Raw genomic sequence first — 26,193 nt, forward strand, 5'->3', positions numbered from 1 at the left:
GCCGTCTGCGTTTTACGCTCAGTCCATTGAGGTGGTAAATACGGTATACCCGCTTGTGATTGACGTGAAGGCCCTCCCTACGCAGCAACTGCCAGATGCGCCGATAACCAAAACGTCTGCGTTCAGGCGCCAGCTCAGTAATACGCCCTGATAAATGTGCATCAGCAACCGGACGCTGAGCATCATAACGGCAGGTCGACAGGGACAAACCTGTAAGCCGGCAGGCACGACGTTGCGACAGACCGGTCGCATCACACATCAACACCACGGCTTCCCGCTCCTGGCCTGTCGTCAGTACTTTCGCCCCAGAGCCACCTGAAGCGCCTCCTTATCCAGCATGGCTTCGGCAGGCAGCTTCCTGAGCCTGGCGTTCTCTTCCTCAAGCGACTTCAGGCGCTTAACCTCGGGCACCTCCATACCGCCATACTTCTTACGCCAGGTGTAAAAGGTGGCGTCGGAAATGGCGTGCTTACGGCAGAGCTCACGGGCAGAAACCCCGGCTTCAGCCTCGCGGGGAATACTGATGATCTGTTCGTCGGAAAAACGCTTCTTCATGGGGATGTCCTCATGTGACTTATGAAGACATTACTAACATCGCGGTGTATTAATCAACGGGGAGCAGGTCACAATCCGAAATAAAGAAGGCCGTCCTGTAGGAGCCGTCATTAACGATGTCCAGAAATCCAGACAAGCAGATATACTGGTGCAGGATGATGGGCATTGGGTTATAAAAGGTAACGGAGGAAAGATCCATATTATTGAGCCAAATGGAGAGGTTGTTACTTCTTTCTATAATCCAAAAGCTAACACAGATTCCCGTGTAAATCGGGGAGAATGGAATTATCCCTCAAATGATCAATTAGAGCAGTTTAGGCAGAAATTCTCTGATTACATCAGGTGGTAAGATGATGGACTTGTTACAGAAAGAATGCATTGCCAGTGTTACGTTATTTCATGTCAGAGCTTCTGAAGGAGAATTAATGGTGTATGAAGGATGTATCGATCACATCCTTAGGCATTGTTCAGATGAAGAGATTTTTCGTATTACTGGCTGTTGTGATAAAGACGAGTTGACTTTTTACAAGGATGAACTGGTTAAATTGATTAAGATGGTTGAAAGGCCTGAGTATTTGCCTGATAAATATAAGAAAAATGGTTAACCTCTTGTTTAAATAAAAAATAGACTCAGACAGTTAATTTGAACGGTCTGAGTCTTTTGGCTCTCAGCCGCATCGTTACAGGCTTCTGAAGGATAAATGGCCCAACGACATTCAACGATATCTGAACAGAGCTAAATCCAGTATTTCCGTCCGGAATGTCCAGTAAAGGCATTCTATAACAGGCATTCTGTGTCGGCTTTCCTCACACCACTTAACTACCACCACATCACCAACACCGTTAAATGCACCCGGTTCTCCCCCGTCATTTTCCCTACACAGAACCGGCGTACAGTAGCGCGATCTGTCATGAGGGAAACCACCAATGAAGCACGTAAAACTCGCTGAAACCTGGATAGACCCCAGCGTGCGCATACGCGAATGCAAAATTGGTCAGCAGTGTGAAGTGCTGGCCAACAGCCTGATGGAATACGCCACGCTGGGGGATTTCTCCTACCTGGGGGAATACTGCACCGTCGCCGATGCGCAGATCGGTAAATTTGTGGCGATCGCCAACAACGTGCGTATCGGTGCGCCCAATCATCCGATGGAACGCCCGTCGCAGCATCGCATCACCTACTGCCCCGAGTACTACTCTGCCAGCGCCACGCGCGATCACGACTTTTTTGCGCGTCGCCGTGGCGACAGCGTCACCATCGGCAATGATGTTTGGATCGGCCATGCGGCCATTGTGTTGCCTGGCGTCACCGTGGGTGACGGCGCAGTGATCGCCGCCGGTGCGGTAGTGAGTAAAAATGTCGCCCCTTACACCATCGTCGGCGGTGTCCCGGCAAAAACGATCCGCTTACGCTTCGCGCCGCACATCGGCCATCAGTTGCAGCAGATTGCCTGGTGGGACTGGCCGCTGGAGACCATCATTGAGCGGCTGGCTGATTTTCAGGATGAACGTATCGACGCGTTTTGCGATAAGTGGAATAAGTCGTAACCGCGCTAGTGGTGCTCTCGTGCGCAGAGTGCGATCACCATTCCCGCCACTGCTGTGCCGCACAGCAGATGAAACACGGTCGACCACGCGGTTAAATCCGGCTTCGCGCCCAGCAGCACGGAAATGATCGCGAGCATCATCGCTCCGGCGATGTACTGGCTGGTAATCATCAGCGCACTGGCGCGACCCTGCTGGTGCGCTGGCACTGCCGTTAACCCCACGGCGAACATTGCCGGGTAAACCAATCCGTGGCCAATACCACTCAGCGCAATGCCGAGCATAAACGCGGGTGAGAGGGGGGCTTGCAGCGAAATGGCCAGCAGCCACAGGCCGAGCGCGGCACTGGCAAATCCTGCCATTAGCACTTTTGCGCTGGCATAACGCGCCGTTAGCCGGGTGTAAAGCGCGTTGCCCGCCACAATCAGCAGCGCCAGTGGCGTAAACAGCAGACCGGTGGTGACGGCATCGAGCTGTAATGTCTGTTGCCACAACAGTGTCATGGCGTAGAACTGGCTACCGACGCTCGCCATATAACAGGCGCTGCTCAGCCAGCCACTTTGTAAGCCTGGCAGATTACGCAAGGTACGTGATAACAGCGGCTTCGGGGCAAAGCGTTCATGCAAAATAAACAGCAACAACATCGCTGCCGCCAGCCGGTTGGCGAGAAAATCTGCCGCGCCCGTTTCGCCATAGCGCATTAACGCCCATACCAGCGCGCCAGCGGCCGCGCAGCCAACCAGCGCACCAACGCCGGAGCGTGGCGTTTCACGTTGTGGGATCAGGTGTTGAAAATCGCGCTTCACCCGCCACAGCGCCAGCAAGCCTGGCGGCAGGTTGATAAAAAAGATCGCCCGCCAGCTTAGCGTTGTCAGTACGCCGCCGAGCACCACGCCCGCCACCAGCCCGAGTGCGCCAATCGCACTCCAGATTGCCAGTGCGCGGCGGTGCGACTCTCCGTGAAAGCGTTGCCCGATCAGCGCCAGAACCGCTGGTTGTAGTAGCGCGGCGGCGATGCCTTGCCCGGCGCGGGCAACCAGCAACAGTTCGCTACTGTATGCCAGTCCGCCGAGGGCGGACGCCAGTAAAAACAGCGCCATGCCGGCGCTGTAAATGCGCCGAGCGCCAAAGCGATCGCACAAATTTCCGCCGAGCAACAGCAGCGCGGCGAAGGTCAGGCCGTAGAGCAACACCACCCACTGCATAGCGCTAAGCGAGAGCTGTAAATCGTGCGCCAGCGTTGGCAGCGCAACGTAGACGATGGCGTAATCCAGCGCGATCAGCGCCTGGGCGATGCCGGGAGCCAGCAGCGCAAAATAGCGTGTTGAGGTGGGCGCAGCCAGTGCGTTGAGTTGCGTCATGGGTTTTTCCTGTTAATCTGCAAAGGGTGAGTAATCTTCATGATTACTTCAGATGCATAACAGGCTACGCCTTGCTTTGCGGGCAAGGCAAAGTCATATTTCTCAGCAAAAGATGAGTTAAATTCAGCTATGCGCACACGCCGTTTACCGCCGCTTTCCGCTATACGCGCTTTTGATGCCGTTGCCCGCCATGCCAGTTTTAAAGCGGCGGCGGAGGAGATTGGCGTGACGCCAACGGCAATTAGCCATCAGATCCGCGTGCTGGAGGCGTCTCTGAACCAACGGCTTTTTAACCGTTCGGCGCGCGCTGTCACCTTAACGGCTGCCGGAGAGATCCTGTTTCGTGCTTCAGGGAATATGTTTGCCACGCTGCGCGAAGCGGTTGATGCCATCGACAGTGCCAGTCTGCCGGGGGCGTTAACGCTAAGCACCACCTCCAACTTCCTGACCAACTGGCTGGTGCCGCGACTTCCTTCGCTGCATCAGCGACACCCTGAACTGGAGCTGCGTCTGCACAGCAGCACCGATCTGGTGGATGTGCGCGGCGCAATGGCTGACTGCGCGATCCGATACAGTATGCAGGCCGACGAGACGCTGGATAATACATTGTTATATCGCGATCGCTTTGTGCTGGTCGCCAGCCCGCAACTGGCGCTCAAGCGCCCGCAAGATCTGGTGGGCTTAACGCTGTTTCATATCGAAAACCGCCATGTCCCGACGCCGGAGCCGGACTGGCAACACTGGCAAGCGGCGTTTGGTCCGGCAGATTTACCGGTGCAGTCCGGCATTCGATTTGATGATGAGACGCACGCGATTCAGGCGGCCATCGCCGGGCAGGGCGTGCTGCTCGCCAGCGAGTTACTGATCCAGAATGCGCTGACACAAAAGCTGCTGCGCATCGCGTTGCCCGGCAAATTACCCGGCGGGAATTATTACTTTGTGACCAGCCGCGAGAAAGCGCAGCGGCAAGATGTGCAGCAGTTTAAACAGTGGGTACAGGGGGAGTTTGAGGCAGTGGCGGAATAACTTACTGGCAACCTGGCTATCTCGATAATCTCATTCATTATTTTCATGATAGCGCTGCAGCTTTTTTTGCTCTCTTTTTACCAGCAACTCTCAGTACATTTTCGCGATGCCATTTGAGATAAATTTTTGACTGTTCTGTAAAGGGAGGGATTTTTGAAGGAAGCTGGAGTTGTTTAATTACCTCATTGCTCAGTTCCTTGCTAAATAAGAGCCGGCCGTCGTCTTCGAATGACATCCAACCCTGGTCGAAAAGCACATCAATATGTGCTGCCAGCATGAGTCCGTTATAAGGATCGAGACGCTCTTTTCCGGTACTACACGCTGACCAGGGTTTTATGTGGCTGGCCCTTAACATGGGCAGAAAAGCGATCCCGGTTATCGGGCATACAGGGTAAAGTATTAAACACTCCTTCCTGAAATCCCCCTGGCCCAGGCGGGCTGCAACCAACCGCTCCCGTGTGGTTTCGTCGAGATTTTTATCCTTCCAGATATGTTGTACATCCTGCTGTGCTTGCTCAAAGGGATTCGCTGCAATTAACGACAAAACGTGTTGTTTTGCGATGTGCTCTGCTAGTGCATTCATTCGCTCCATAACGCGTTGTGAAGCGGCAGGTAACTTTTTCGGCGTGCCATCACTATTACGCCAGCCTCTGCGTGGGTTTGGCATCCATGAATCAAAGCGGTCTCGGCAGTTTTTAAGGCTGTTATAAAACTCTTCTGAAGTTTTTCCGGCACCAAAGCGAGGATAGAAAAGAGCGTAGGCTTCGTTCCATTGATCAACACCAAATACTGGCGGTGGATTGTCCAGACCATACTTCGACATATACCATGCAACCTCCAGTAGCTGCTCTGCTGGCGTACTCATACTCTCTCCAATAAATCGCTGGCATTATGCGCTATCGTTACACGAAGCCATTTATGGTGGAAATGATTTCACTATAAATATTATTAATATTGATAAAAGAAGACACTTGAAAGGTTGATGAATGGAATACAAGTGTTCAGCTCAGAGCTCACCAAAATTGGGCGAGCCCTGTAATCATGCTATTGATAAGATCTCACGCCTTCATTGCTTTGAAGGGGAAGGTTACGAACACCGGTTTTTGATACTTCAATGGCGGCAACGACGCTTCTGACTGGTTTATTTTGCTGGCTGGATTTGAGGACATAACGGACAACATACTGGCCATTCTCAACAAAAGTATAAAGTGCCGGGGGCACACATAGCTGACCATTTTGTACTTTCAAGGCTGGGTTATCACCACGCCACATTTTTTCTGCTGGCTGATCGCGTGGACCAATCGTCACTATGGTAGGTTGATACCCCTCCGCATCAGGGACCAGAAAACAAATATTATTTCCTGATTTTTGTACTGTTGTTATTTCATCTGGTTGCAGCCTATCTCCTTGACCGGGACAGCCTGTCAATATAAACGCACAAGGGAACAGGAGTATAAAAAGGATACTTTTTTTCATGATCAGCACCATGGGAAGTTTTGTAGCGTTTTTTGATATTGAGGACGAATGACATTTTCTGAAATATCACCATCAAGTGTGATATCGCCCCGTTCTCTCAGTGTGCACCACGCGATATAGCCGTAAGTATGTAGTATGTGCCAGTCGGTAATTATTTGCGCTTGTTGTTCCATCGGATACCTTCTTAACGGGCGGCCATTAAGCGTATAGTGATAACTGACCAGTTTGCTTATTAATCCATTCAATCGCACGTTCATGCCTCTGCCTCGTTGCCATACATGACACATTTCATGGATAAAGATGTGCCGATGAGGAAGGTCAGATACTGAAAAATCATTTGTGTACCATGCGCGGAAGTAGAGTTCTCCATTCGGTGCCATCCCCGCATTTTCGGGCTGAAGGCCGAATGGAAAATAGCTGTCATGGTGTACCCAGACTTTGTGATATTCGATTGAGTCACCGAATACAGCTCTGGCCATTCTTACTTCGCCTGATGTCAGTAAACGTAGTTTCCCTTCTTTTTCCATTAAATATATCCCTGCATTCAAGTAAGAGAATTCGCGATCCTGCAACCCATCGCATTAAATGTTTTCCACTCTTTAATATCGGTGAAATTTTCCAAAAGCAAAATAACCGATATTGAGAAGAGCACGTAGATGCTTACTGCATAGTTATCTTTGTGAAATAAGATTTTTCTTAAACCCAGTGTTTTGCCAAACTACAAAAAAGCCAGGTTTCCCTGGCTTTCTCTTATTAATTACCGAAAACTCAGTTAAACCGGCGAGCGATATCCGCGACGCGTTGGCCGAATTTCACTGCGGTATCCAGATCGCCGGAGGCGATTTGGTCTGCGCCGGCATCGGAGGGAGACTGCACCAGCAAGCCAACGGAGCCGCCGAGGTTGTTGATGTCCTGGCGTGTTGCGGCCAGCGTATTCGCGGGCAGCAAGCCCAGGCTTACCCAGATGCCGCCATGCTGTGAGGCCAGCGTTTGCAGGTATTGCAACGACACTTGTTTGTCGCCGTTCAGGCTGGCGCTGTTGCTAAAACCGGCGAAAACTTTATCCTGCCAGGCGCGGGTGAACCATGCTTTTGAACTGGCGTCGGCGAATTTTTTAAATTGCCACGGTACGCCGCCCATATAGGTTGGCGCGCCGAAAATGATCGCTTTTGCGTCATTCAGCAATTGCCAGTCGCTTTCCTGAATATCGCCGTTATTATCAATAACAATAAGCTGTGCGTTGGCGCCTTCTGCCACTTTCTCCGCCACTGCTTTGGTGTGGCCGTAGCCGGAATAATAGATCACAACCGTAGACATAATTTTCCCCTATCGAAGAGAGATGTCGTACAAACCAGTTTGCACGACCACCATCATTTTTCTTTCCCGGCAAACAGGGTGTATTTCCCCGCGCCCAAAAACATAATGCTTAAACCACCCAGGAAATAGAGCGCCTCGCTTTCCAGACCCCATGCGCCAACATTGGTCAGGGTAAAGAATTTCCCCATGCCGACCAGTAATGTGGCGACCAGAATATTGAAGGCGTAAATAAACGCCGCCTGGCGAGTAAACAGACCAATAATAATCAGCACTGGCGTAATGATTTCGCCAATAAATACGCCGTAAGCAATAAAACCCGGCAAGCCCTGCGCCACCAGCATGTCGGAAATCCAGCCGATGCCATGTTGCACTTTGGCCACGCCGTGGAACAGCATCAACACACCAAATGTCAGACGCAACAGCAGCTTGCCAAATTCCGGGTGCGTGGTGAGACTGAGAAACGCCTTGTTCAGCCGGGTAATCATCCTTTTATTCCTCACTATTGCGCAGGAGAACTTTTGCCATTTCTGGCACCTTAGTATCAAATAGAAACTTAGGCTTTGAGTTATACACATCCGGTTCCGGTTGCGGAAGAAGGCACTCCAGGGGCACTACGTTTCCTCGAGGAAACCTACTACGAGAGTTTGTCGTTATGATTAAGCCGTCCATTCCTTACGATATCTACGATAACCGCTGCCCGACGCGCGATATGCTGGCACGCCTGGCGGATAAATGGGCGCTACTGGTGCTGGCGCGGCTGGAAAATGGCCCGATGCGTTTTAACCGCCTGAAGCGGGATATCCGCATGATCACCCAAAAGGTGCTAACCCAGACGCTGCGGAAACTTGAGCGCGATGGCATTATCGCCCGCCAGGTGTTTTACACCGTGCCGGTGTCGGTGGAGTACAGCCTGACGCCACTAGGCCGCACGCTGACGGAAACCGTCTCCGTGCTGGCGCACTGGGTGGAGCACAATATGGATGCGGTGCTGGCCGCGCAGGCGGCGTATGACGAGGCGAACCCGGCCAAAATAAAAGAACCCACCGCGTAAAGTGGGTTCGTGGGGCTTATTGCAGGTGGGTGCGCAGTTCGTGTGCGGCCTGTGATAAGGCGGTGCGCACGGTGGGTTCTTCGCTGAGTGCGTTCAGCAAGCCGTAGTCGTGGATCATGCCGTTATAGCGGGTGACCGTCACCGGCACGCCTGCGGCATCCAGCTTACGACCAAATGCTTCACCTTCATCACGCAGCACGTCCAGTTCGGCGGTCTGAATCAGCGTCGGCGGCAGGCCTTTCAACTGCGCGCTGCTGGCTTCCAGCGGGGAAGCGAGGATGTTGCGGCGGTCGCTCTCTTTGGTGGTGTAGTTATCCCAGAACCATTTCATCATGTTTTTGCTAAGGAAATAGCCGCTGGAAAACTGGTTATAGGAGCCGGTTTCAAAGCGCGCGTCGGTAACCGGCCAGAACATCACCTGGTAACGAATCGCTGGTGTGTGATGTTCTTTGGCCTGCAAAGCAACGGCAGCGACCATATTGCCGCCCACGCTGTTACCAGCCAGCGCCAGGCGTGAACCATCAACGCCAATCTCTTTGCCATGCTCGGCAACCCAGCGGGTCGCTTCATACGCCTGATTAATCGCTACCGGGAAGTGCGCTTCCGGTGATGGTGTGTAGTTAACAAACACTGCCGCCGCGCCGGATTCAGTCACCAGATCGCGAACTAAACGTTCATGAGTTGGATAGTCGCCCAGTACCCAGCCACCGCCGTGGAAGAACATAAACACCGGCAAGGTTCCGGTTGCGCCTTGTGGTTTAACGATGGTCAGTTTAAGCGGTTGGCCGTTAACGGTGATGGTTTTCTCCGAGACATCGGCTGGCGGCAGTTTCGCGCCCTGCTGGGCGCCAATCAGCACCTGGCGGGCATCGTGCGGGGAAAGTTGTTCAATCGGTTTGCCGCCGCTGCTGTTCAGCGCGGAAAGAAATTTCGCCACCCCCGCGGTCGGTGTTGGCGCATCGGCGGCCCAGGCGGTGGAAACGCTGGAGGCAACTAAACTCATGGCAATCAGTAATGAACGTGACATCTTATCTCCCTTGCGATTGTATCGCGTGCTATTTAGTTGGTTGTGTTAGGTGCCGTTGTGTCCGGCTGTGGAGTGCAATTTAAATAGTGCGCTATTTGATTGCAAGCTAAATTTATAAAATTAATACGCGACAACGTTTTACTGATTGATTTTTAAAAGATTAAATTTGCAGGAAGATCGGCGTAAGAAGCTGTAGATCGCCCGCCTGCCTGTAAAGTACCAAAGATGAGGATGTCATGGAGCAGGTAAAAAGAGGATAATAACTGCCTGTTTTTCCTTAAATAAAATTTTAATGAATCTTCAGCGTTTTATTACGGAATATGACGAATCACTCAGCGGTGAATTGAATATTGATCCTCTTGGTCAATTGATTGTCTGGTCCTCTTTCGGGCAGCAGATTTTTCGCAACCGTATTAGTTCAGTCGCCAATGATGTTCGTCACTACACACTCAATCTGCTTCACCATTATGTTATTCGCAGCGTTCTCGGCGACGATAAAACGCAGCTCGGCGACGCATTACAAAAAATCTATGGCGGCAAAAACGATGTAAAACTGACGCACGCCTGTTTGATTTCCTTAGAGAATATTTACACCTTGGCGATGTGCGATAGCCAGAGCAAAAAAGGTGTTGTCACCACCGGCGTGCTGGGCATCGTTAAAGCCCGCAAACTATTCGCAGATTTTAATAATCCCCCGCTTATTTTCGGCCACGGATCGGATAGCCAACTGCTGACCCAGCAATTATTTCTCGGCACCAACGGGCGTTATAAAACGCCGATGATGAATATGCACTTCTTCGATCAAAAATATCATTATCAGTTGGCAGAAGGCATATCCGCATGGGAACAGGCCGGGCAATTTATTTTGCAAACACCGCAGCTAAAAACGCTTTTTCGCCTGTTATGCGATGCATTGCAAATGCAGCTTGGCGTGCGCCTCAAACGGGATCTGACGTTTCACTTTGCCGATATTGATAAAAAACTTACTCAGGCGTATGTCCAGGCTTTTCGCTCGTCGGAATATGTGGGTAACTACGCCAGGGATTTCTGGTTTGAGATGACACGCTTACGCGAAGGCGCTAGCGGTGCGCTGTATCACGCCCTTGAACAGGCGTCGGAAAAACTGCCTGCGGCAGATATTTATCAGCGGGCGCTACGTCTTAGCAAGGATGAAGCCGATCGCCAACTGTTGCGCCATATCATACATGTCGAGCCCCTTTTGGCTGGCATTGATCTGTTATTTTCCGGGATGTTACGGCAAAAAAAACAGACGCTCGCGGAGATTAGCCAGCTCTGGGTGGCAATGGGGCTGGATGATCATACGTTACCGAAACGAGCTGAACAGGTGATAAACGATAAGACGCTGCTGCCCGCACTTTCCGGCACGGCGCATACCCGCCTTGAACGTTTGTTGCATGTTGCGCAGGCACCTTCTGTTGCTGCGCAAACCATTGAATTACTCAAATATCATGAGTATGTGATGCAAAGCCGCGGCCAGCTACCATGGATAACGCTTACTGGCGAAACGCTAACGTTGCAGGTTCCTGCGCGTCCGATGCATGAGGATCGCAAGAATGATGACTGGGTGAATGGGTATTACATCCCGCAGTTCCGCTATATGCTGAAAGGGTTGCGTGGAGAAGAAAAGTGAAATTAATCAACGAACTGAAAGCGCAACTGGCGACGCTTGGCGAGATCAAACGGGTTTGGCTGACCAGCTTTAATATCAATATCAGTTTTATTGAAACGCACCTGCTGCCGGCGGTGCTGGGCCTGGAAGAGCCACCGAAAAACCGCAGCGAGTTTGAACGTCTGCAATTCGATCTCACCCGTAAAAAGATCGATTTTCGCATCTATTGCGATAAGCGTCTGATAACCCAGGAGCAGCATAAGCGCACCTCCATCGCGGTGCTGCCAGTGTCCGTGCGACAGATTGCGCCGCATCTGGATGCCCGCAACAGCCTCTTTCACCCCAAAGTGCTCTATATCGAGGATATCCACGGCGATATTATCCTCGGGGCGGGCAGCGCGAACCTGACACTCAGTGGTTGGGGGCGCAATCAGGAAGCGGTCGATTTTCGCCGTGTCAGTACCAACAAGCAGTACCAGCAGATTAAGTCCTTTTTTACGCTGGTAGACCCGAATATTGTTGTCGACGACGCGTTCCCGGTGCGGCGGAAATTTTCCCATGACGATCCTGACTGGGATTTTATTCATTCCCTCTCCGGTCCCTCGTTGCTAAAAGCGTTGGCAAATGGCGACACCATTAAAAAACTCTCCGTCTGGTCGCCTTACCTGGCCGCAGATTTAGCGGGTTTTATCGGCTCTTTATCCCATGCTTTTGGTAACCCGGCGCTGAGCGTCGATCTGGTACCCGACCTGGCGCACGGGCGGTTTTTGCGCACGCCAGGCGGCGAAAACGTTGAGGCATTACGAGCGTCGAAACGGCTACTTCTTTGCGAAAACCCGATCGCGCGTGACGAGCGCTCAGAACTCACTCACGCCAAAATCTGGCTGGCGACGGGGAAAAGCTCAGCAAGACTGGCGATCGGTTCGTGGAATTTCACCGCGCCGGGCTGTAGCAGCATCAGTACAGACGAGGCGCACCGGAACATTGAAGCGGGCATTGTGCATCGCGTCTCGCCGAAAACAAGCATCGTCGGTGATGTACTGGCTGAAAAGGCGTTCGATTTCGCCAGTGCCGAGTTGCTGGAAGCCGAGGCTTTGCAAATTCCCGATCAGTTACCCTTTGATTTGCAGGTGCAATTTGACTGGCGATCGGGCAAGTACACCGTATCCGGCGCATGGTTTGACGGCAAACCCATCGCGCAGTATGCGCTTCGCTTGCCGGGTATCGCGCAGGTGATTCCGCTGGGCTGGCGCGGTAAATCGCTGATTGCGCTGCGCGATCTTGTCGCCGATCAGCCGGATGAGGTGTTAACCCAGCATTTTTATACCGTCATCCGCCCCGGCGAGGCGGACTGGCAGGGCATTATTCATGAAGTGGGGCAGGCGTTTCGCCGGGTGAACGGTTTTGACACGCTGCACGATCTTCTGAACAGCTATATCAGCGATGTCGATCCGCAGGACAACGACGCGGTGCACCTGCGGGAATCGCTGCGCGATGGTGATTCGGCAGAGGATGCGCCACCGGAGGAAAAGCCGCAGGTGCAGACCAGCGCCACCAGCTATTTCCGTCTTTTCTATGCTCTGGAAAAACGCCGCGAACAACTCGAAACCCTGAACGATGATGCCTCGCTGCACTACTGGCTGTTTACCTGTCCTGGCTGTTTGCTCGAGCTGGTGGAGAAAGTCCGCGAACATCTCGCCGCGCAACCGGGAACGCTGTTTGGTTGGTTTATGGCCAACGAGGTGCAGAGCCTCTGTCAGCTGGCGAAAAAGCGCTACCGCAAAAAGAGCCTCGCCGCCCACGCGTGGCCGAAGCTTGTCATCGACATTCCGCCATTACCGGTGAAAGGAAAACAGCGCCAGCAGTACCTTGACGCAATAAAGCAAAGGTGTGGATATGAAGTCTGATAACTGGAAAGCCATCACGCCGCAGGCGGTGGCGGAAAAGATGAGTTTTGACGCCTCGCAGGACAACTGGCAATACGATGCGCAGGAGTCTTCAATGGCCGCGCGTCAGGCTGAAGGTGTCGCCGGGCTGTGGAACATTCTGGCGAAACGCAAGCTGGCGTTGCTGGCAGATGAAGTGGGGATGGGCAAAACCTTTCAGGCGATTGGTGTGATGCTCCAGCTCTGGCATAAAAAGCCCGATGCGAAAATCCTCATCCTCGCGCCCAATAAAGACATTTGCCTGCACTGGAAACGGGAATACAAAACCTTTTTGCTGCATCACTATCGCGCTAAAAATTCGAAAATTTGTAATGCCCAAAGGGAGCCGGTGCACGAGGCGCGTATTTTCACAAGGTTGCCCGAGCTGGAGCAGGATATCCGCGAATCACGGGGCAATTTTTACCTGACCACCATTCACTCGCTCAGCGGGCTGGTGCCGGAGTGGGAGAAAAAAGAGCAGAACGTGCAGGAGCGCGCCGCGCGCCAGGCCGGGAAAATCCATGCGCAGATTAAAGCCACGCTGGGCGAACAGGGATTTGATCTCATCATCATTGATGAGGCGCACTACTTTCGTAACCGCGATGGCAAATCCCAGCGCGCGGCGGCGGCGAAGCGCTTTTTTGGCGAGGACGATAACCGCTTAGGGCAGCGAACATTGTTACTCACCGCGACGCCGAATCACTCTTCATCGCGTAATGTCGCCGATATTTTGCGTTACTTCGTCGATCCGGACGCGATTAGCCCCGACGGCGACGCCAAAACGCTGTTAAAAACCTTTGCCATTCGCCGCCTGCGACAAATGCAGGGAAAGGGCGTAACCAACAACAAATATAACTATCGCCATGAACAGGCGACGGCGGCGGATTTTACCGACAACCCGGATGCGGAGCTCTTTTTCGCCCTCTACCAGCGCGAACTGGTAAAGACGCTGGGCGCAAAAGGTGAGCGCCGCCAGTTCCAGTATGGCTATCTCGAAGGGTTTGAGTCGACGGGCATTGTGGCAAAAGAGGACAGCGAAAGTGGTGAAGAGAATTCGGACGATATGGCGAAAGACGCCTTTCACCAGGCACCGGACTCACGCTTGCTGGCAGAGCTGACGCAAGCGTTTCAGGATATCTACCACCGCTTTCCGGATCACCCGAAATATGGCGCGCTGGTTAAACAGTGCGTGCCTGAACAGTTGTTTACTGCACCACGCCCGCTGTATCGCGATAAACACCTGGTGTTTGTGCGCCGCATCCCCTCGGTGCGTGAAATCACCCAGCGCGTTAATGCCGAATATGACGAGCTGATGGCGCAGGAGATAATCGCTGCCTGGGGCGTTGAATCGCCGGATGAGACGCTAAAAGCATGGCGCAAAAGCGGCTGGTCACGTAAATATTTCAATCGCTTAACGCAGGCGGCGCACGTGCTGCAGGAGGCGTCAGAATTCCTTGATGACGATGCGGAAAGTAGTGACGACGACGAGGAGCTCAACGAGCGCAAGCAAAATGAGCTGAAGCTCTCATCGAAAATCGCCGATCTGTTTGTCGTGAAAAAAAGCGGTGAGAAACGAACCGATTGCACCAACGTGAGCCAGCGTTTTCGCCGGGCCGAAAGCCTGTTCTCCCTGTTTCTGGAGCCTGCGGCGGATTATTGCTGTGCGCAATATGCCACCTATTACCGGCTTACCGATCGCCAGCGCGATAACTTTGGCGATGCGGCGCGCGATGTTCGCCTGCAAACGTGGCCCACCGCGCAGCCCCTTGCGCGTAGCGAAAAGGTGCAAGAAAACCGTTATGAGCAACCGCTGCAAACGGCCTGGGGGATGATGTTTCCGTTGTTACCCGCGCATTGTCAGCAGCAGCTTCGCCACTGGCAGGCAAGCAATCCGGCGATCGTGGAAAACCTCGCCAACTATCTTAAAACGGGCTACATCTTCGCCAGCCCGGTAATCATTGAACTCTACTGCTGGTTTATCCGCTTTAGTCGCCAGAGCACCACGTCGGATGTGCAAAAGCGTTACCGTGATTTTACCGCCAGCATTGCCGATAAACTGCCGGGATCGTTACTGCTGCGCTATTTCACCAATGGCATTGAAACCTTCGAGGCGATGTGTGAAAAAATCACCGATCACCCGCTGGCCGACTGGAAGACACCGTGGCGGGAACTGACCAGCCTCTCAAGCCCGGCGTGGTACGCCAGCGGTCAAACCGATAACCGGCAACGCTTGATCCTCGGGTTCAACAGCCCCTTTTATCCCAACGTGCTGGTGGCAACGTCCGTGTTCCAGGAAGGGGTGAACCTGCATTTGCAGTGCAACCAGGTACATCATTACGGGATTGCCTGGACACCCGGCGACAACGAGCAGCGCGTAGGGCGCGTCGATCGGCTGTTTGGCCGCGTCAACCATCTGCTAAAAGAGCACGGCACCACCGAACTGCGCATTCACTACCCTTATCTCGCACAGTCGCTGGATCAGGATCAGCTCGCTGCATTCATCCAGCACAAACGTAACTTTGAAGCGAAGCTCGATGCCTGCGACTTTGATCAGTTCAGCCGCGAGATCAATCTCAACGACGAAACCGGCGGTTGGGAGGCGGCGCTGCGCAAACCGCAGGCCGACCTGAAACCGGTCGATCCTTATCCGGCGGCATTTGCCGGGGCAACAGACCCGGCAAAGTAAGGGAGAGTTATCAGGCCCTGTCAGCCCAGGCGGGCATTGACGTCAGGTAACGAACGGCGCGTTTACGTGCTTCTTCGTTGCCGACGTGCTGCCAGGAATCCAGGTACTGCGCAAGGCCGGAAACGGCCTCTTCCCAGGATTTCAGCTGGCCTTCGCTGTCGGTACACCAGACACAATATTTATCGCTGGGGCCACGGGCTTCCGGTGCGGATAGCGGCATTCCGCAGGAGTGGCAGTGAGATTCGGTGTGAGACATGGTGTGCTCCTTGTCAGTGAGTTGAGCGATAAAGATACAGAAACGGGTGGCGAGAAACTGTTCAACTGCTCATAAAGGCAGATTATTTTTAGGGTTATGGTGGACGGCATGGTGTTTTACACTTTTCGTTCACTTGGCAGGGAGAATGGCATGACAGATTACTGGTGGAAGGATCTTCGCGATCGCAATGAGAGCTGGCAGGGGCTGGAACTGATGGTGCGTGAAGGCGACGGTCAGGCAATGGAGATGCAAAGCGGGCACAACGGGCGCATGGCGTTACAGGTCAACGGCAAGACGCTGTTCTGGGCCACCATGCTCAACGATCACTCCGGTGTCTGGCTGGTGTTTAATGCCGATCATCCGGCTCAGCAACTGCTGTTGCCTGCCATCTCTTCTGCCGATGTGGAAAGTGCCAAACGCGCAGGCGAAACGAACTGGACAAGCCACTGGTGTCGTTATTTTGCCCGCCAGTTGATGGAGGCACCCACACCGCTGCTGGCACCGCGCCGCTGGTTGCTGCGCCCAATGGAACAAGTCAAACCGACAGCACCGTATGTGCTGAATAAGCCGCTACCGTTTGCGCAGTGGCGGTTTCATACGCCTGCCAGCAGCGCGCAAATCAGCGTCAACTGGTCGCTGTGGAGTGAGGATTTCCCCGATCTGCAAAACCTGGAAAAGGTGACGTTTGTCGACTGGTGGTGGAACGGCCATCTGCTGCTGGCGCGTTACCCGGTGGAGCCAGACAGCGGGCGCGTGAAGTGGTGGCGCAAGAAATGCCGCGAAGGCGAGCTGCCGCCGATTCTGGTGTGGTTTATCGCCGGGCTGGCGTCGTTTGTCATTCTCGATGGGCACGATCGTTTGCAGGCGGCGCTGGCAGAAGGCATTCAGCCGCAGTTTCTGGTGCTCAGTGAACTCAGCGAACAGCGTTATACGCCCGATGAAGAGACGCGGGAGCGGGTGCTGCGCGCGCTGGCTATCCAGCAGGAGAAGTGCAAAAAAACCGGTGCCAATATTGATGCAATGAACCAGTCGCTGCTGAACCTGTATGACACCCGTTATCTTTACGCTCCGACACACAGCCGCGCGGTACTCGGCGATGGCAAAGGCTGGGAACGCGACGTCACCAGCTATTTGCAGCGTCACCAGTTAGCGGCATATTTAGACAAAATTCTGGTGCGGGAAGAGTAAGGCGGAAACGCCAGCCGTTTTAGTATTCACAGGGGCTGGCGTGTGAGTAAATGCTTACTGGGGGCATTAGCCCCCCGGGTTTTGAATACACTTACTACGATGATTTTTAAAACCCACGCACTTGCCAGTTTCAGGATCGACATAGTACTGAACCGGCGTCGGGAGAAATAATTCATGGAATGGAGCATCCGGAGAAGGAGCATGGTTGGTGCTAATTTGCCAATATTGCGCCCCCTCTATTTCCACAAGTTCTGCTAAATGAAAGTTATAGTCCCAGCAATTTTTGAATTTTTTAAGTGCGTAGGCTTTGGCGGCTTCTATTGCTTGTTTCTCATCAATCATTGTTGAACACCATAGTAAACGTTATACATCGCCCCACCTACAGTGACCGGACCAAGTAAAATACCTGCGGTTTCGTGGCGCAGTGCGGTATAGGTTATTTGGTAGCCATTACCGAGAGGAAATCGGAAACCTTGCAAAATATATTGTGCGGAAACTCCGTTGGCTCTTAACTGGGCAATAGTTTCTGCGAGAGCCTCTTCAAGATAACGAAGAATATAAGACTTGTAGTAGCCACTATGATGGATATACGCCCGTAATTCCCTAAATAAATAGAATTTGGCGGCTATAAATTGATGGACTCTTTCATGATAAATGGTTTCCAGAACTGCATGAGCAGCCTCTTCTGCTGTCATTTTTGTGCGATCAAAGTTTCGCCCAATAGTGATATCGCCATATATGGAAGTTTCTCCATTCCCTATCCCCATTCTCTTTGTAAACTTGATTTTAGGTCTGTAACGCCATCTGGATTCACTATTTCTTGGCATATTTAAGCGGGCTGCCAATTTTTTGGTATATCTCGGAAGCCTTGCACCATTTAGATGAGTATTAAAAACATCATCCGGTTTTTTACGCAAAAGAAGTGCAAAGACCGTATTAACGCCAATTAAGGTAATCGCTTCGGCGAGGTCGCTGGCTGCCTGCTCCAGATCGGATTCTGTCTGAGCGTTATTGGTTTTGACGGCAAAGTCATAGAGCTTTTTCCCCGCCTCAACCGCTACGCCACCAATGGCCGCCCAACCCACCACCAGCAATATGACATCCGCAATTTCGCCAATGCCAAAGAAGTGCGCCCCGGCCCATAAAACAACAATTCCGGCCATGGTCGCTAGCGCTTGCGGTGTAACTAATGCTAATAGCTGCTGCCCCACGTCTGTGGGTAATAATGACGCTGCTTTGGTGAGGACAATCTTAAGCCTTGCCTGTAAATCTAATCGAACAACATCCATTTTTTAAACTCCGCTTTTTTTGCGGTAATCATATACCCGTAAAAAATACGAGGTCTATTAGTTGTGTTCAGATAATTCTCAAAAGGGGCGGAAGAATAACGTATCAGGATATTTACCCCGCGTCCTTGCGGGGTTGAATGGCTTATTTCACGGCTTGCAGTGCCGTTTTCTCGACGTATGGCTTCATCAAGGTATCGGCTTCTTTCTGCGCAGCTTCGGCGGCGGCTTCCGGGGTAACTTTCTCGTCGTTCACCACGGCGGCGAGCTGGTTTTCCATCGCTTTACGCACCGCGACCGTCTCGTAAGTGGAGTACCACGGATGCGCATATTGCAACTGCTCCAGCGCAATCGCCGCACGCGGATCCTGCTTCAGATACTCCTTCATCTCGGCGGTGTCGTAAGAGGCTTTCAGTGGTGAGAAGTAACCAGTGAAACGGCTCCAGGCCCCGTTGACTTCCGGGCTGACGAGGTAGGTCAGGAACTGATAAGCCGCTTTTTTCTGCGCGTCATTAATGCCCTTAAAGCTCACCAGGCTGGCGCCGCCAATCGGCACCGCGCGCTGCTCCTGCGCGGGCATCATCGCCACACCCAGCTCGAAATCTTTGGTGTTCTCACGCATAAAGCCCAGCGCACCAGTGCTCAGCATTGCCATTCCCAGCTTGCCGGAGAAAAACGCAGCGCTGATCTGCTTGGAGTTCAGCACGCCGGAGGGCATTACTTTGTCTTTGTAGATCAGATCCTGCCAGAAGCGCAGCGCGCCAATGGTGGTCGGTGCGTTGTAATAGACTTCGCCAGGATAGTTTTCGTTGAAGTAGTTACCGCCGTTGGCGCGCACCAGCGAGGAGAAAATCCAGCCGCCGTAATCGTCGTTGGTGGAGGGCAGCATAATGCCCCACTGGCCTTTGCTCTGGTCGGTGAGTTTCTTCGCGTCGTCCAGCAGTTCCTTCCAGTTCTGCGGCGGCTGTTTGATGCCCGCCTGGTCAAACATCGTTTTGTTGTAGTACAGAATCGGCGTCGAGTTGTGGAACGGGATGGCGTAGGTCACGCCCATTACCTGCGCGTTTTTGTGCATGGCTGGCCAGAACGCATTTTGCAGGAAATCGCCCGCTTTTTTGTCGCCGTATTTGAACAGTTCGTCCATCGGCAGAATTTCATCTTTCAGCGCCAGATCGGTGGTGAAGTTGGCGGACATGATCACCAGCGCAGGGGGCTGGCCCGCTTTCTGCGCGGATTCGGCTTTCATTTTGGTGGTGTCGTAATTGCCGGTGAAAATCCCGCGTACTTCCACGTCTTTTTGCGAATCGTTAAACGCCTTGATGATGCGCGTCATCTCCATCGTCAGTTTGCCGTCCACCGGGGCCGGAAACATGAAATCAATCTTCTCCTGCGCGATAGCAGTGCCACTAATGGCAAGGGTAATAGCGTAAGTAAGCACTCGCAGTGTCTTTGGCAGAGGCTTAGGCATGGTCTTTCTCCTGGTGTAAGTTAAGCAAGGTTTGCGCATCAAAAAGATGGCTATCAAGGGGTGAAAAACCGACGCGGAGTGTGTCCCCTTTATTGGGCACATCGCCTCTGTGACGGCGGATATAGCGCAGGGTGCCAATTGGCGTGCTGACGTGGAGCTGATAATCGGCTCCCATCAGTTCCCGCTGAATCACCGTGGCGGGCAGCACCAACTGGCCCGCTTCCGGCGTATCGGTAATGTGTTCCGGGCGAATGCCCAGCCACACATCGGCGGCATCGCGCGCGTGAGGCGGTAACGGCAGGTGTTGCTCGTCCAGCAGCACGTTGCCACTGGCGCACGGCAGCGAGAGCAGATTCATCGCCGGTGAGCCGATAAACCCGGCGACAAACAGGTTTGCCGGGTGCGCATACAGGTGCTCCGGGCGACCTACTTGCTGCACGTGGCCGCCATTCATTACCACAATGCGATCGGCCATCGACATGGCTTCGGTCTGATCATGCGTGACATAAATGGTGCTGGTTTTGAGCTGCTGGTGCATCGCCATTATGCTGTCGCGAACCTCGGTGCGCAGGCGCGCATCAAGGTTGGAGAGCGGCTCGTCCATCAAAAACAGCTTTGGGTTACGCACAATTGCGCGTGCCATCGCCACGCGCTGGCGCTGGCCGCCGGAGAGTTTGGCCGGTTTTCTGTCCAGCAGCGTGTCGAGCTGCAGCATCTGCGCCACGCGATCGAGGCGCGGTTGCCAGCTCGCTTTCTCTTCCTTGCGCACTTTCATGCCGAAGGTGATGTTGTCGCGCACGGAAAGGTGTGGAAACAGCGCGTAGTTCTGGAAGATCATCGCGAAGTTGCGCTCGCGCGGTGAACGCGTGGTGATGTCGTCATTGTCGAGCAGGATCGCGCCGTCGCTGACGCTCTCCAGCCCGGCAATCAGCCGCAGCAACGTACTTTTCCCACAGCCGGAAGGGCCAACCAGCACCACGAATTCACCGTCGTGTATATCCAGCGTCAGCGCGCTGAGCGCTGCTTTGCCATCGAACTGTTTACTGATGTTTTGCAGTCTTAACATGGGCTTAACGCTCATCCACCGGGCAGCTGATGCTTTCGTTGTATAACCACGGGCCAGCGTAATGCGACAACGGATGCAGGTAGCTGACCCACTGTTCGCCAATCTGGCGGTGCATCAGGCACGACGGCGGCGACATGTCGTAATACGGGCGCGTGTCTTCGTGGCAGTACGGCACCTGGTGCACCGTGGCCGGGATGGTGGCAATCGTCGCCTGGCGATACTGAGTCATGGTCAGGCTGTGGTTGTGGCCGCAGAAAATGCGCGTCAGCACCGGGAAGCGCTCCACTAATTTCAGTAATTGATGGCCATTTTCGCAGGCGATGCGATCCATCTGCGCGTTACCGAGCGGCAGAGGCGGGTGGTGCATAAAGATAGCGGTGGGTTTGTCCTGACTTTGGCTAAGCTGCGCTTCCAGCCAGTTCAATGTTTCATTGGTCAGCCAGCCTTTCGATTCCCCGGCGAGGCTTGAATCAATGAACAGCAGGCGGGTAGCGAAATCATCAATCACATAGCGCATGTTTTGCGGATCGCTGCCCAGATGCGGGCACAGCGGATGCAGATATTCGAGAAAGTGGGCTTTGTCATCGTGGTTGCCAGGAATAACAAACAGCGGATAATCGAGGCTACCGAGGATCTGGCGCGCCACGCGGTACTCTTCCGGACGGCCGCAGTTAACAATATCGCCGCTGACCACGACCGCATCCGGGCGTTCGCGCAGCGCGTTAAGCTGGCATACCACATCGGCATTTCCGGCGTTGATATCAATAAAGCCGTACAGCTTCTCGTTCTGGCTGCGGAAGTGGGTATCTGAAATTTGCGCTAAAAACATCACTCAACTCCTTATTTAATCCCGGAAAAGCCAAAGCTCCGGAGAAACTGCTTTTGAAAAGCGATAAACGCGACCATCAGCGGCAGGCAGACCATCAGCGTCCCGGCGCTGATCATCCCCCACTGGCCGCCGGACTCCGCGCCCATGGCGAATGACACCAGGCCGACCGTCAGCACCTGTTTGTCAGGATCGTTGAGCATCATCAGCGGCCATAAATACTCGTTCCAGTGGTAGGTAATGCTGACGGTGGCGAAGGCCATCACCGACGGCCACGACATTGGCAACATCACGCGGAACAGCACCTGCCACCAGCGGCAGCCCTCCATCAGTGCCGCTTCTTCGATCTCTTTCGGGATAGCGAGAAACGCCTGGCGCATCAGGAACACGCCAAACGCCGAGGTGAAATAGGGCATCATCACGCCGGTCAGGGTGTTGAGCAGGCCGAAGGTTTTGAGTGTCAGCATGTTGGGGATCATCATCACCACCGGCATGATCATCAGTTGCACCAGAAACAGAATGAACAGTGTTTTCTTGCCGCGAAATTCGTGGCAGGCAAAGACGTAACCGGCGGTGGTGATGGTGAATAGCTGCACGAAGAAGGTGCCGAAGGCGAAAATCAGCGTATTGGCGTAGAGGCTCAGCCAGTTGGCGCTGTTCCACGCGTCGCGGAAGTTATCCAGCGTGAGCGGAAAGCGCGGCAGAATCGACGCCATTCCTTCACCAAAGGTGGTGGCGCTGAAAGCAGACGAAAGCATCCAGATAAAGGGGCTCACCCACAACAGCGCCAGGCACACCATCAGCACCGCAAGCGTTACCGGACGGGAGTAGCGCAGGCGCAGCCACAACGGTCGCGCTACGGTCGTGCTGCGATTGATGGCAGGCGTGATTTCAACGCTCATAATGCGCTCCTCTTTCCAGCAGTTTCAGATTAACCAGCGAGAAGATGAACAGTCCGACCAGCGTCAAAAACGTGGCGGCGGAGGCTTTGCCCAGATCGTGGGTATCCCAGGCGAGGTTTTGGATGTAATAGAGCAGCACGGTGGTGGCGTTGTCCGGCCCGCCGCGCGTCATCACCGCGACGTGATCGATCTGAGTAATCGAATAGATGAGTGCGGTGGTAACAACAAAGCTGATAGTCGGGCGCAGCAGCGGTAGCGTCACCCTGAAGAACACCTGCGTTGAGGTTGCCCCTTCCATAACTGCCGCTTCACGCGTGGACGCGGGAATGCCCTGTAACCCGGCCAGAAAGAACAGCATGTAATAACCGGCAAACTTCCAGACGCCAATCAGCGCCAGCGCAAACAGCGCGCTGTTGCTGCGCCCCAGCCAGTTGTTGTTCATCGGGCCAAACAGTTGCGCCAGGTAATGATCGAGCATGCCGAGGCCGGGCATAAAGATAAACAGCCACAGCGCGGCGGCGCTGACCATCGGGATAATCATCGGGAAGAAGAAGGCGGTGCGCAGCCAGCGGTTGATGCGGTGGTTTTCCCACAAGGCCACCGCCAGTAGCAGCGCCAGCGCGACGCCCGGGATCACCGTCAGCAGCAGATAAATCAGGTTATTGAACAGCGATTGCCAGAACACACTGTCATCCAGCAGGCGGGCGAAATTTCCCAGCCCGACATACGGCGCATCCTGCGTTGCCATGCGGGTATCGAACAGGCTGTCGTACACCGAGCGAAATAGCGGAAAGTAGGTAAACAGCGCCAGAAACAGCAGTGACGGCGACAGGATCAGCCAGGGAAGCCAGTATTTTCTCATAAGTTTCTGAAAACGAATTTACGGGGTTCGAAAGCCAGAGAGTCTGTGAAAAAAATGCTGCAATAGGATGGCGCGCAAATGACTGTTTAGTGAACAGGTGTTCACTGTGAGGCGCTGGCGGGAAGGTGAGTGTTATGGGCAAAAAAGCCCCGCATCCTGCGGGGCATCTTTCTCACCGGTTCACGGGAGGAGATCAGAAATCCATTTTGACGGTGAACTGCACTTCGCGTGGATTGCCAATCTGGTTGCCCAGGTTGTTGGTGGCAATTGACGAGGTGTAGTACGTCTTGTCGAAGATATTTTTCAGGTTGACCTGCAACGTTACCGGGTATTGCAGTTTCATTTTGTATGCGGCAAACGCATCGGCAACCGCGTAGCCCGGCAGATAGTAATCTGCGCCGTTGGTAGCAGATCGGCGGCTAACGCCATGACCGCCGCCGCCGAGAGTCAGCGTATTTCCGGCAAAGACATTATGAATGTCATAGGTCAGGAACAGTGAACCGGTGTGGCGCGGCACGTTCGGCAATGGTTTACCGGCGTAATCGGGATCTTCCAGCACTTTCGCCGCCGTGTAGCTGTAGCTGGCAATGACATTCATGTTCGGCGTCAATGCACCGGCGAGATCCATTTCCACACCTTGCGAGCGCACGCGACCGGCGGTTTTCGCCACGGTATCACCGGCGATGATCTCGTTGTACAGCACGTTACGCTTATGGATATCAAACGCCGTAATATTGGCGGTAACGCCGTCGAACAGATCGAATTTTGCACCCACTTCGTAAGAGGTGGAGGTTTCTGGCGGTAAGTCACCGATATAGCTGGCGATGGACGACTGCGGCATAAAGGCTTTCGCTACGTTACCGAACAGCGAAACCGATGGCGTGAGTTTGTAGACCAGGCCAAATTTCGGTGTCCATTTTTCGTCGCTGCTGTCGGTATTGACGTTAAACGGACGGCCTTTCCCGGCGTACTGGGTGTAATACTGGTAGCGCATCCCGGCGACGGCGATCCATTTGTCGGTCAGGTATAACGCATCCTGCGCATAAACCGAGTAGCTCTCCTGCTTGATAGTTTGATCGCTGTCGGATGCGGAAACGGACGTACACTTGCGGGCATTGCCATAGTCTGGGTTGTAAATATTGAAATCTTTGACGTTTTTACAGCGGATCATGTCGGTACGCAGCAGATCGTAATATTCATACGAAACGCCGGTGAGGATCTCATTATAAAAACCGCCAATGTTCACATTACCCTGCAGGTCAGCCCGTGTGGTGTGCATACGCTGCGTGGATCCTTGCGTGGCATCTACACGGCGCGTCAGATTACCGGTGGCGGCATCGTAAGCCATCACGCGTGACTGATTATCGCTGTATTTATCCTGGCTGAAGCCGTACTCCACTTTCCCGGTCCATTCGCTGTTAAAGCGGTACTCGGCGTTCAACTGTGCGATGTCGGATTCACCGTCGGTGATGTTAAACGGCTCATCGAAACGGGTTTTTCTGTCGACGTTCACCGCCTGTTTGGTGGAGAGATCGAAGATCGTGCCGCGATCGAACGGTGTCTGGTAATCGCGGTGCGAGTAGAGCACGTTGACGGTGGCGTTATCGCCAAACCACGTCAGCGAGGGCGAAATAAAGGTGCTTTTCTCTTTACCAAAATTGCGCCAGTAATCTTCATTTTGATACTCGCCAATCAGGCGATACGCCAGCCGCGTGCCCTCAATCGGCCCGGTAACATCAAACTGGCCGGTTCCGCCGCCAAAACTTGAAGAAGTGGCGGAAACGGAGCCGCCGAATTGGGTTTCCGGGCGTTTCGTGACCACATTGATAAGCCCGCCGGGATCGAGAATGCCGTACAGCGTGGACGCCGGGCCTTTCAGCACTTCAACGCGAGATACGTCGGCATTAAAACTGCGCGGCACCACGGTGCGCAGGCCGTTGGTCATGATTGAACCATCACGGTTGGCACCAAATCCCCGGCGCACAAACGCATCCTGTGTGCCGCCGAGCGTGTTGGTTTGTACCACATTGCTGACGTTGTACAGCGCTTCGTCAAGGCTGGTGGCGTGTTGATCTTCCAGCACTTTATCGCTCACAGTGTTGACCACCTGCGGAATATCCAGCAGCGGCATGGACGTCAGCGTGGCGGCGGACGAGCTGAGCGGCTGGTAGCCGGAAGTCGCCTGTTTATCGGCGGAAGAGGCGCCCGCCAGCACGGTAATGGTATCGCCGTCTTTGCTTTGTTCCGGCTTATCTGCCGCATGTGTCAAAGGAGTGAAAGCCGACCCTAAAAAGAGCGCTGAAAACAGCGCGCGCCCTTTCAGCGCGGAAATACAACGAGTTAACTCAGCCATTTATTCTACTTTTCCCGAAAAACCCTGAACAACGCAGGAGTGAACGTTTTTATCTTTATTGCCCGATTGCGCGAATCTACCCGTTTGCTGCAATCTACAGCGTCGGATATGTAATTGAGAATCATTCAATCATGAGGCTTTGTAGTAGTAAACGTAAAATGAAAGAAATTTGCTACAGCGGTTTCAGGCGTGAAATGCAACTCGATAAGTTGTGATGAATTTTTATTAATTTATTGAAAATAAAATAATTATTTTTAATTCTTGTGGGGCGGTTTTTCTGTAGTAACACAAAATAAAGGGGTGTTGGTTTCGCTTTCTACGGCACTTGACTACTACAGCGGCAAACGGCAATATCGAAAAGAGAATGAGATTTATTTTTGTTTGATG

24 protein-coding genes and 1 pseudogene are annotated in these 26,193 nt (G+C 53.3%); 8 read left to right on the top strand and 17 right to left on the bottom strand.

Translation table 11 applies throughout. The features are described from left to right. A pseudogene (locus AAIG26_RS19395) lies at positions 1-555 on the bottom strand (transposase); the annotation flags it as partial. 350 nt (positions 556-905) lie between these two features. Between AAIG26_RS19395 and AAIG26_RS19400 the strand changes: the two are divergent. Beyond that, positions 906-1,160, top strand: a complete 255-nt coding sequence (locus tag AAIG26_RS19400) for a hypothetical protein (RefSeq protein ID WP_233500392.1) — start codon at positions 906-908, stop codon at positions 1,158-1,160. Between the two features lie 322 nt (positions 1,161-1,482). Continuing rightward, complete coding sequence (locus AAIG26_RS19405; RefSeq protein WP_343181271.1) at positions 1,483-2,103, top strand: DapH/DapD/GlmU-related protein; 621 nt, start codon at positions 1,483-1,485, stop codon at positions 2,101-2,103. 5 nt (positions 2,104-2,108) lie between these two features. Here the strand turns inward: AAIG26_RS19405 and AAIG26_RS19410 are convergent, their stop codons facing one another. Next, positions 2,109-3,461, bottom strand: coding sequence for an MFS transporter (locus AAIG26_RS19410; protein ID WP_343181272.1), 1,353 nt, complete (start codon positions 3,459-3,461; stop codon positions 2,109-2,111). Positions 3,462-3,590: 129 nt separating this feature from the next. On the opposite strand from AAIG26_RS19410, the gene AAIG26_RS19415 reads away from it, so the two are divergent. Continuing rightward, positions 3,591-4,487: a LysR substrate-binding domain-containing protein gene (locus tag AAIG26_RS19415; RefSeq protein ID WP_343181273.1), complete on the top strand. Its 897-nt coding sequence runs from the start codon at positions 3,591-3,593 to the stop codon at positions 4,485-4,487. A gap of 43 nt (positions 4,488-4,530) precedes the next feature. Here the strand turns inward: AAIG26_RS19415 and AAIG26_RS19420 are convergent, their stop codons facing one another. The 5 genes from AAIG26_RS19420 to AAIG26_RS19440 all read right to left on the bottom strand — a co-directional run bounded on the left by AAIG26_RS19420 (position 4,531) and on the right by AAIG26_RS19440 (position 7,765). Beyond that, positions 4,531-5,352: an HNH endonuclease gene (locus tag AAIG26_RS19420; RefSeq protein ID WP_160271255.1), complete on the bottom strand. Its 822-nt coding sequence runs from the start codon at positions 5,350-5,352 to the stop codon at positions 4,531-4,533. 179 nt (positions 5,353-5,531) lie between these two features. Further along, positions 5,532-5,963 carry a putative T6SS immunity periplasmic lipoprotein gene (locus tag AAIG26_RS19425; RefSeq protein WP_343181274.1) on the bottom strand — a complete coding sequence of 144 codons (432 nt, stop codon included), beginning with the start codon at positions 5,961-5,963 and terminating at the stop codon, positions 5,532-5,534. 2 nt (positions 5,964-5,965) lie between these two features. Then, entirely contained in the window at positions 5,966-6,490 is a 525-nt protein-coding gene (locus tag AAIG26_RS19430) for a hypothetical protein (protein WP_045510229.1), read from the bottom strand. A gap of 241 nt (positions 6,491-6,731) precedes the next feature. Further along, on the bottom strand, positions 6,732-7,283 hold the full coding sequence (locus AAIG26_RS19435; RefSeq protein WP_025263740.1) for a flavodoxin family protein: 552 nt from the start codon (positions 7,281-7,283) through the stop codon (positions 6,732-6,734). A gap of 50 nt (positions 7,284-7,333) precedes the next feature. Further along, a complete protein-coding gene (locus AAIG26_RS19440; protein ID WP_020456378.1) occupies positions 7,334-7,765 on the bottom strand; it encodes a DoxX family protein in 432 nt (143 codons plus the stop codon). Positions 7,766-7,932: 167 nt separating this feature from the next. Between AAIG26_RS19440 and AAIG26_RS19445 the strand changes: the two genes are divergently transcribed. Then, positions 7,933-8,331: a helix-turn-helix domain-containing protein gene (locus tag AAIG26_RS19445; RefSeq protein WP_097407404.1), complete on the top strand. Its 399-nt coding sequence runs from the start codon at positions 7,933-7,935 to the stop codon at positions 8,329-8,331. Positions 8,332-8,347: 16 nt separating this feature from the next. Here the strand turns inward: AAIG26_RS19445 and AAIG26_RS19450 are convergent, their stop codons facing one another. Beyond that, positions 8,348-9,358: an alpha/beta hydrolase gene (locus tag AAIG26_RS19450; RefSeq protein WP_269232321.1), complete on the bottom strand. Its 1,011-nt coding sequence runs from the start codon at positions 9,356-9,358 to the stop codon at positions 8,348-8,350. A 292-nt stretch (positions 9,359-9,650) separates the two neighbouring features. Here AAIG26_RS19450 and AAIG26_RS19455 point away from each other — a divergent pair, with 292 nt between their 5' ends. Genes AAIG26_RS19455 through AAIG26_RS19465 form a run of 3 tightly spaced genes read left to right on the top strand, consistent with a single transcriptional unit; the run spans position 9,651 to position 15,599 of the window. Further along, on the top strand, positions 9,651-11,009 hold the full coding sequence (locus AAIG26_RS19455) for a hypothetical protein (protein ID WP_343181276.1): 1,359 nt from the start codon (positions 9,651-9,653) through the stop codon (positions 11,007-11,009). Next, positions 11,006-12,895, top strand: coding sequence for a hypothetical protein (locus tag AAIG26_RS19460; protein ID WP_343181277.1), 1,890 nt, complete (start codon positions 11,006-11,008; stop codon positions 12,893-12,895). The genes AAIG26_RS19455 and AAIG26_RS19460 overlap by 4 nt, the downstream gene beginning before the upstream one ends. Continuing rightward, positions 12,885-15,599, top strand: coding sequence for a DEAD/DEAH box helicase (locus AAIG26_RS19465; protein ID WP_343181278.1), 2,715 nt, complete (start codon positions 12,885-12,887; stop codon positions 15,597-15,599). The genes AAIG26_RS19460 and AAIG26_RS19465 overlap by 11 nt, the downstream gene beginning before the upstream one ends. Before the next feature lie 10 nt (positions 15,600-15,609). Here AAIG26_RS19465 and AAIG26_RS19470 read toward each other — a convergent pair whose 3' ends face one another. Next, complete coding sequence (locus AAIG26_RS19470; protein ID WP_020456384.1) at positions 15,610-15,855, bottom strand: zinc ribbon domain-containing protein; 246 nt, start codon at positions 15,853-15,855, stop codon at positions 15,610-15,612. Positions 15,856-16,005: 150 nt separating this feature from the next. Here AAIG26_RS19470 and AAIG26_RS19475 point away from each other — a divergent pair, with 150 nt between their 5' ends. Further along, positions 16,006-17,043, top strand: coding sequence for a hypothetical protein (locus tag AAIG26_RS19475; RefSeq protein ID WP_343181279.1), 1,038 nt, complete (start codon positions 16,006-16,008; stop codon positions 17,041-17,043). Between the two features lie 66 nt (positions 17,044-17,109). Here the strand turns inward: AAIG26_RS19475 and AAIG26_RS19480 are convergent, their stop codons facing one another. From AAIG26_RS19480 to AAIG26_RS19515, 8 genes are all read right to left on the bottom strand, one after another. After that, positions 17,110-17,385, bottom strand: a complete 276-nt coding sequence (locus AAIG26_RS19480) for a hypothetical protein (protein WP_343181280.1) — start codon at positions 17,383-17,385, stop codon at positions 17,110-17,112. After that, positions 17,382-18,332 carry a hypothetical protein gene (locus AAIG26_RS19485; RefSeq protein ID WP_343181281.1) on the bottom strand — a complete coding sequence of 317 codons (951 nt, stop codon included), beginning with the start codon at positions 18,330-18,332 and terminating at the stop codon, positions 17,382-17,384. Before AAIG26_RS19485 ends, AAIG26_RS19480 begins: the two co-directional genes overlap by 4 nt. A gap of 142 nt (positions 18,333-18,474) precedes the next feature. Then, entirely contained in the window at positions 18,475-19,797 is a 1,323-nt protein-coding gene (locus tag AAIG26_RS19490) for an ABC transporter substrate-binding protein (RefSeq protein ID WP_045510207.1), read from the bottom strand. Then, complete coding sequence (locus AAIG26_RS19495) at positions 19,790-20,863, bottom strand: ABC transporter ATP-binding protein (RefSeq protein ID WP_045510204.1); 1,074 nt, start codon at positions 20,861-20,863, stop codon at positions 19,790-19,792. Before AAIG26_RS19495 ends, AAIG26_RS19490 begins: the two co-directional genes overlap by 8 nt. A 4-nt stretch (positions 20,864-20,867) precedes the next feature. Then, complete coding sequence (locus tag AAIG26_RS19500) at positions 20,868-21,692, bottom strand: phosphodiesterase (RefSeq protein WP_343181282.1); 825 nt, start codon at positions 21,690-21,692, stop codon at positions 20,868-20,870. An 11-nt stretch (positions 21,693-21,703) separates the two neighbouring features. Next, entirely contained in the window at positions 21,704-22,591 is an 888-nt protein-coding gene (locus AAIG26_RS19505; RefSeq protein ID WP_343181283.1) for a carbohydrate ABC transporter permease, read from the bottom strand. Continuing rightward, complete coding sequence (locus AAIG26_RS19510) at positions 22,581-23,453, bottom strand: sugar ABC transporter permease (protein ID WP_045510194.1); 873 nt, start codon at positions 23,451-23,453, stop codon at positions 22,581-22,583. Before AAIG26_RS19510 ends, AAIG26_RS19505 begins: the two co-directional genes overlap by 11 nt. Before the next feature lie 193 nt (positions 23,454-23,646). Next, positions 23,647-25,806 carry a TonB-dependent siderophore receptor gene (locus tag AAIG26_RS19515; protein ID WP_343181284.1) on the bottom strand — a complete coding sequence of 720 codons (2,160 nt, stop codon included), beginning with the start codon at positions 25,804-25,806 and terminating at the stop codon, positions 23,647-23,649. Positions 25,807-26,193: the final 387 nt, after the last annotated feature.

This window comes from Kosakonia sp. PSU_27 (genome assembly GCF_039409795.1).
GTDB lineage: Bacteria > Pseudomonadota > Gammaproteobacteria > Enterobacterales > Enterobacteriaceae > Kosakonia.

Bases quoted from the DNA above. Each gene is read 5' to 3' on its own strand.
- AAIG26_RS19400 (WP_233500392.1), top strand. From the start codon at position 906: ATGATGGACTTGTTACAGAAAGAATGCATTGCCAGTGTTACGTTATTT.
- AAIG26_RS19405 (WP_343181271.1), top strand. From the start codon at position 1,483: ATGAAGCACGTAAAACTCGCTGAAACCTGGATAGACCCCAGCGTGCGC.
- AAIG26_RS19410 (WP_343181272.1), bottom strand. From the start codon at position 3,461: ATGACGCAACTCAACGCACTGGCTGCGCCCACCTCAACACGCTATTTT.
- AAIG26_RS19415 (WP_343181273.1), top strand. From the start codon at position 3,591: ATGCGCACACGCCGTTTACCGCCGCTTTCCGCTATACGCGCTTTTGAT.
- AAIG26_RS19420 (WP_160271255.1), bottom strand. From the start codon at position 5,352: ATGAGTACGCCAGCAGAGCAGCTACTGGAGGTTGCATGGTATATGTCG.
- AAIG26_RS19425 (WP_343181274.1), bottom strand. From the start codon at position 5,963: ATGAAAAAAAGTATCCTTTTTATACTCCTGTTCCCTTGTGCGTTTATA.
- AAIG26_RS19430 (WP_045510229.1), bottom strand. From the start codon at position 6,490: ATGGAAAAAGAAGGGAAACTACGTTTACTGACATCAGGCGAAGTAAGA.
- AAIG26_RS19440 (WP_020456378.1), bottom strand. From the start codon at position 7,765: ATGATTACCCGGCTGAACAAGGCGTTTCTCAGTCTCACCACGCACCCG.
- AAIG26_RS19445 (WP_097407404.1), top strand. From the start codon at position 7,933: ATGATTAAGCCGTCCATTCCTTACGATATCTACGATAACCGCTGCCCG.
- AAIG26_RS19450 (WP_269232321.1), bottom strand. From the start codon at position 9,358: ATGTCACGTTCATTACTGATTGCCATGAGTTTAGTTGCCTCCAGCGTT.
- AAIG26_RS19455 (WP_343181276.1), top strand. From the start codon at position 9,651: ATGAATCTTCAGCGTTTTATTACGGAATATGACGAATCACTCAGCGGT.
- AAIG26_RS19465 (WP_343181278.1), top strand. From the start codon at position 12,885: ATGAAGTCTGATAACTGGAAAGCCATCACGCCGCAGGCGGTGGCGGAA.
- AAIG26_RS19470 (WP_020456384.1), bottom strand. From the start codon at position 15,855: ATGTCTCACACCGAATCTCACTGCCACTCCTGCGGAATGCCGCTATCC.
- AAIG26_RS19475 (WP_343181279.1), top strand. From the start codon at position 16,006: ATGACAGATTACTGGTGGAAGGATCTTCGCGATCGCAATGAGAGCTGG.
- AAIG26_RS19480 (WP_343181280.1), bottom strand. From the start codon at position 17,385: ATGATTGATGAGAAACAAGCAATAGAAGCCGCCAAAGCCTACGCACTT.
- AAIG26_RS19485 (WP_343181281.1), bottom strand. From the start codon at position 18,332: ATGGATGTTGTTCGATTAGATTTACAGGCAAGGCTTAAGATTGTCCTC.
- AAIG26_RS19490 (WP_045510207.1), bottom strand. From the start codon at position 19,797: ATGCCTAAGCCTCTGCCAAAGACACTGCGAGTGCTTACTTACGCTATT.
- AAIG26_RS19495 (WP_045510204.1), bottom strand. From the start codon at position 20,863: ATGTTAAGACTGCAAAACATCAGTAAACAGTTCGATGGCAAAGCAGCG.
- AAIG26_RS19500 (WP_343181282.1), bottom strand. From the start codon at position 21,692: ATGTTTTTAGCGCAAATTTCAGATACCCACTTCCGCAGCCAGAACGAG.
- AAIG26_RS19505 (WP_343181283.1), bottom strand. From the start codon at position 22,591: ATGAGCGTTGAAATCACGCCTGCCATCAATCGCAGCACGACCGTAGCG.
- AAIG26_RS19510 (WP_045510194.1), bottom strand. From the start codon at position 23,453: ATGAGAAAATACTGGCTTCCCTGGCTGATCCTGTCGCCGTCACTGCTG.
- AAIG26_RS19515 (WP_343181284.1), bottom strand. From the start codon at position 25,806: ATGGCTGAGTTAACTCGTTGTATTTCCGCGCTGAAAGGGCGCGCGCTG.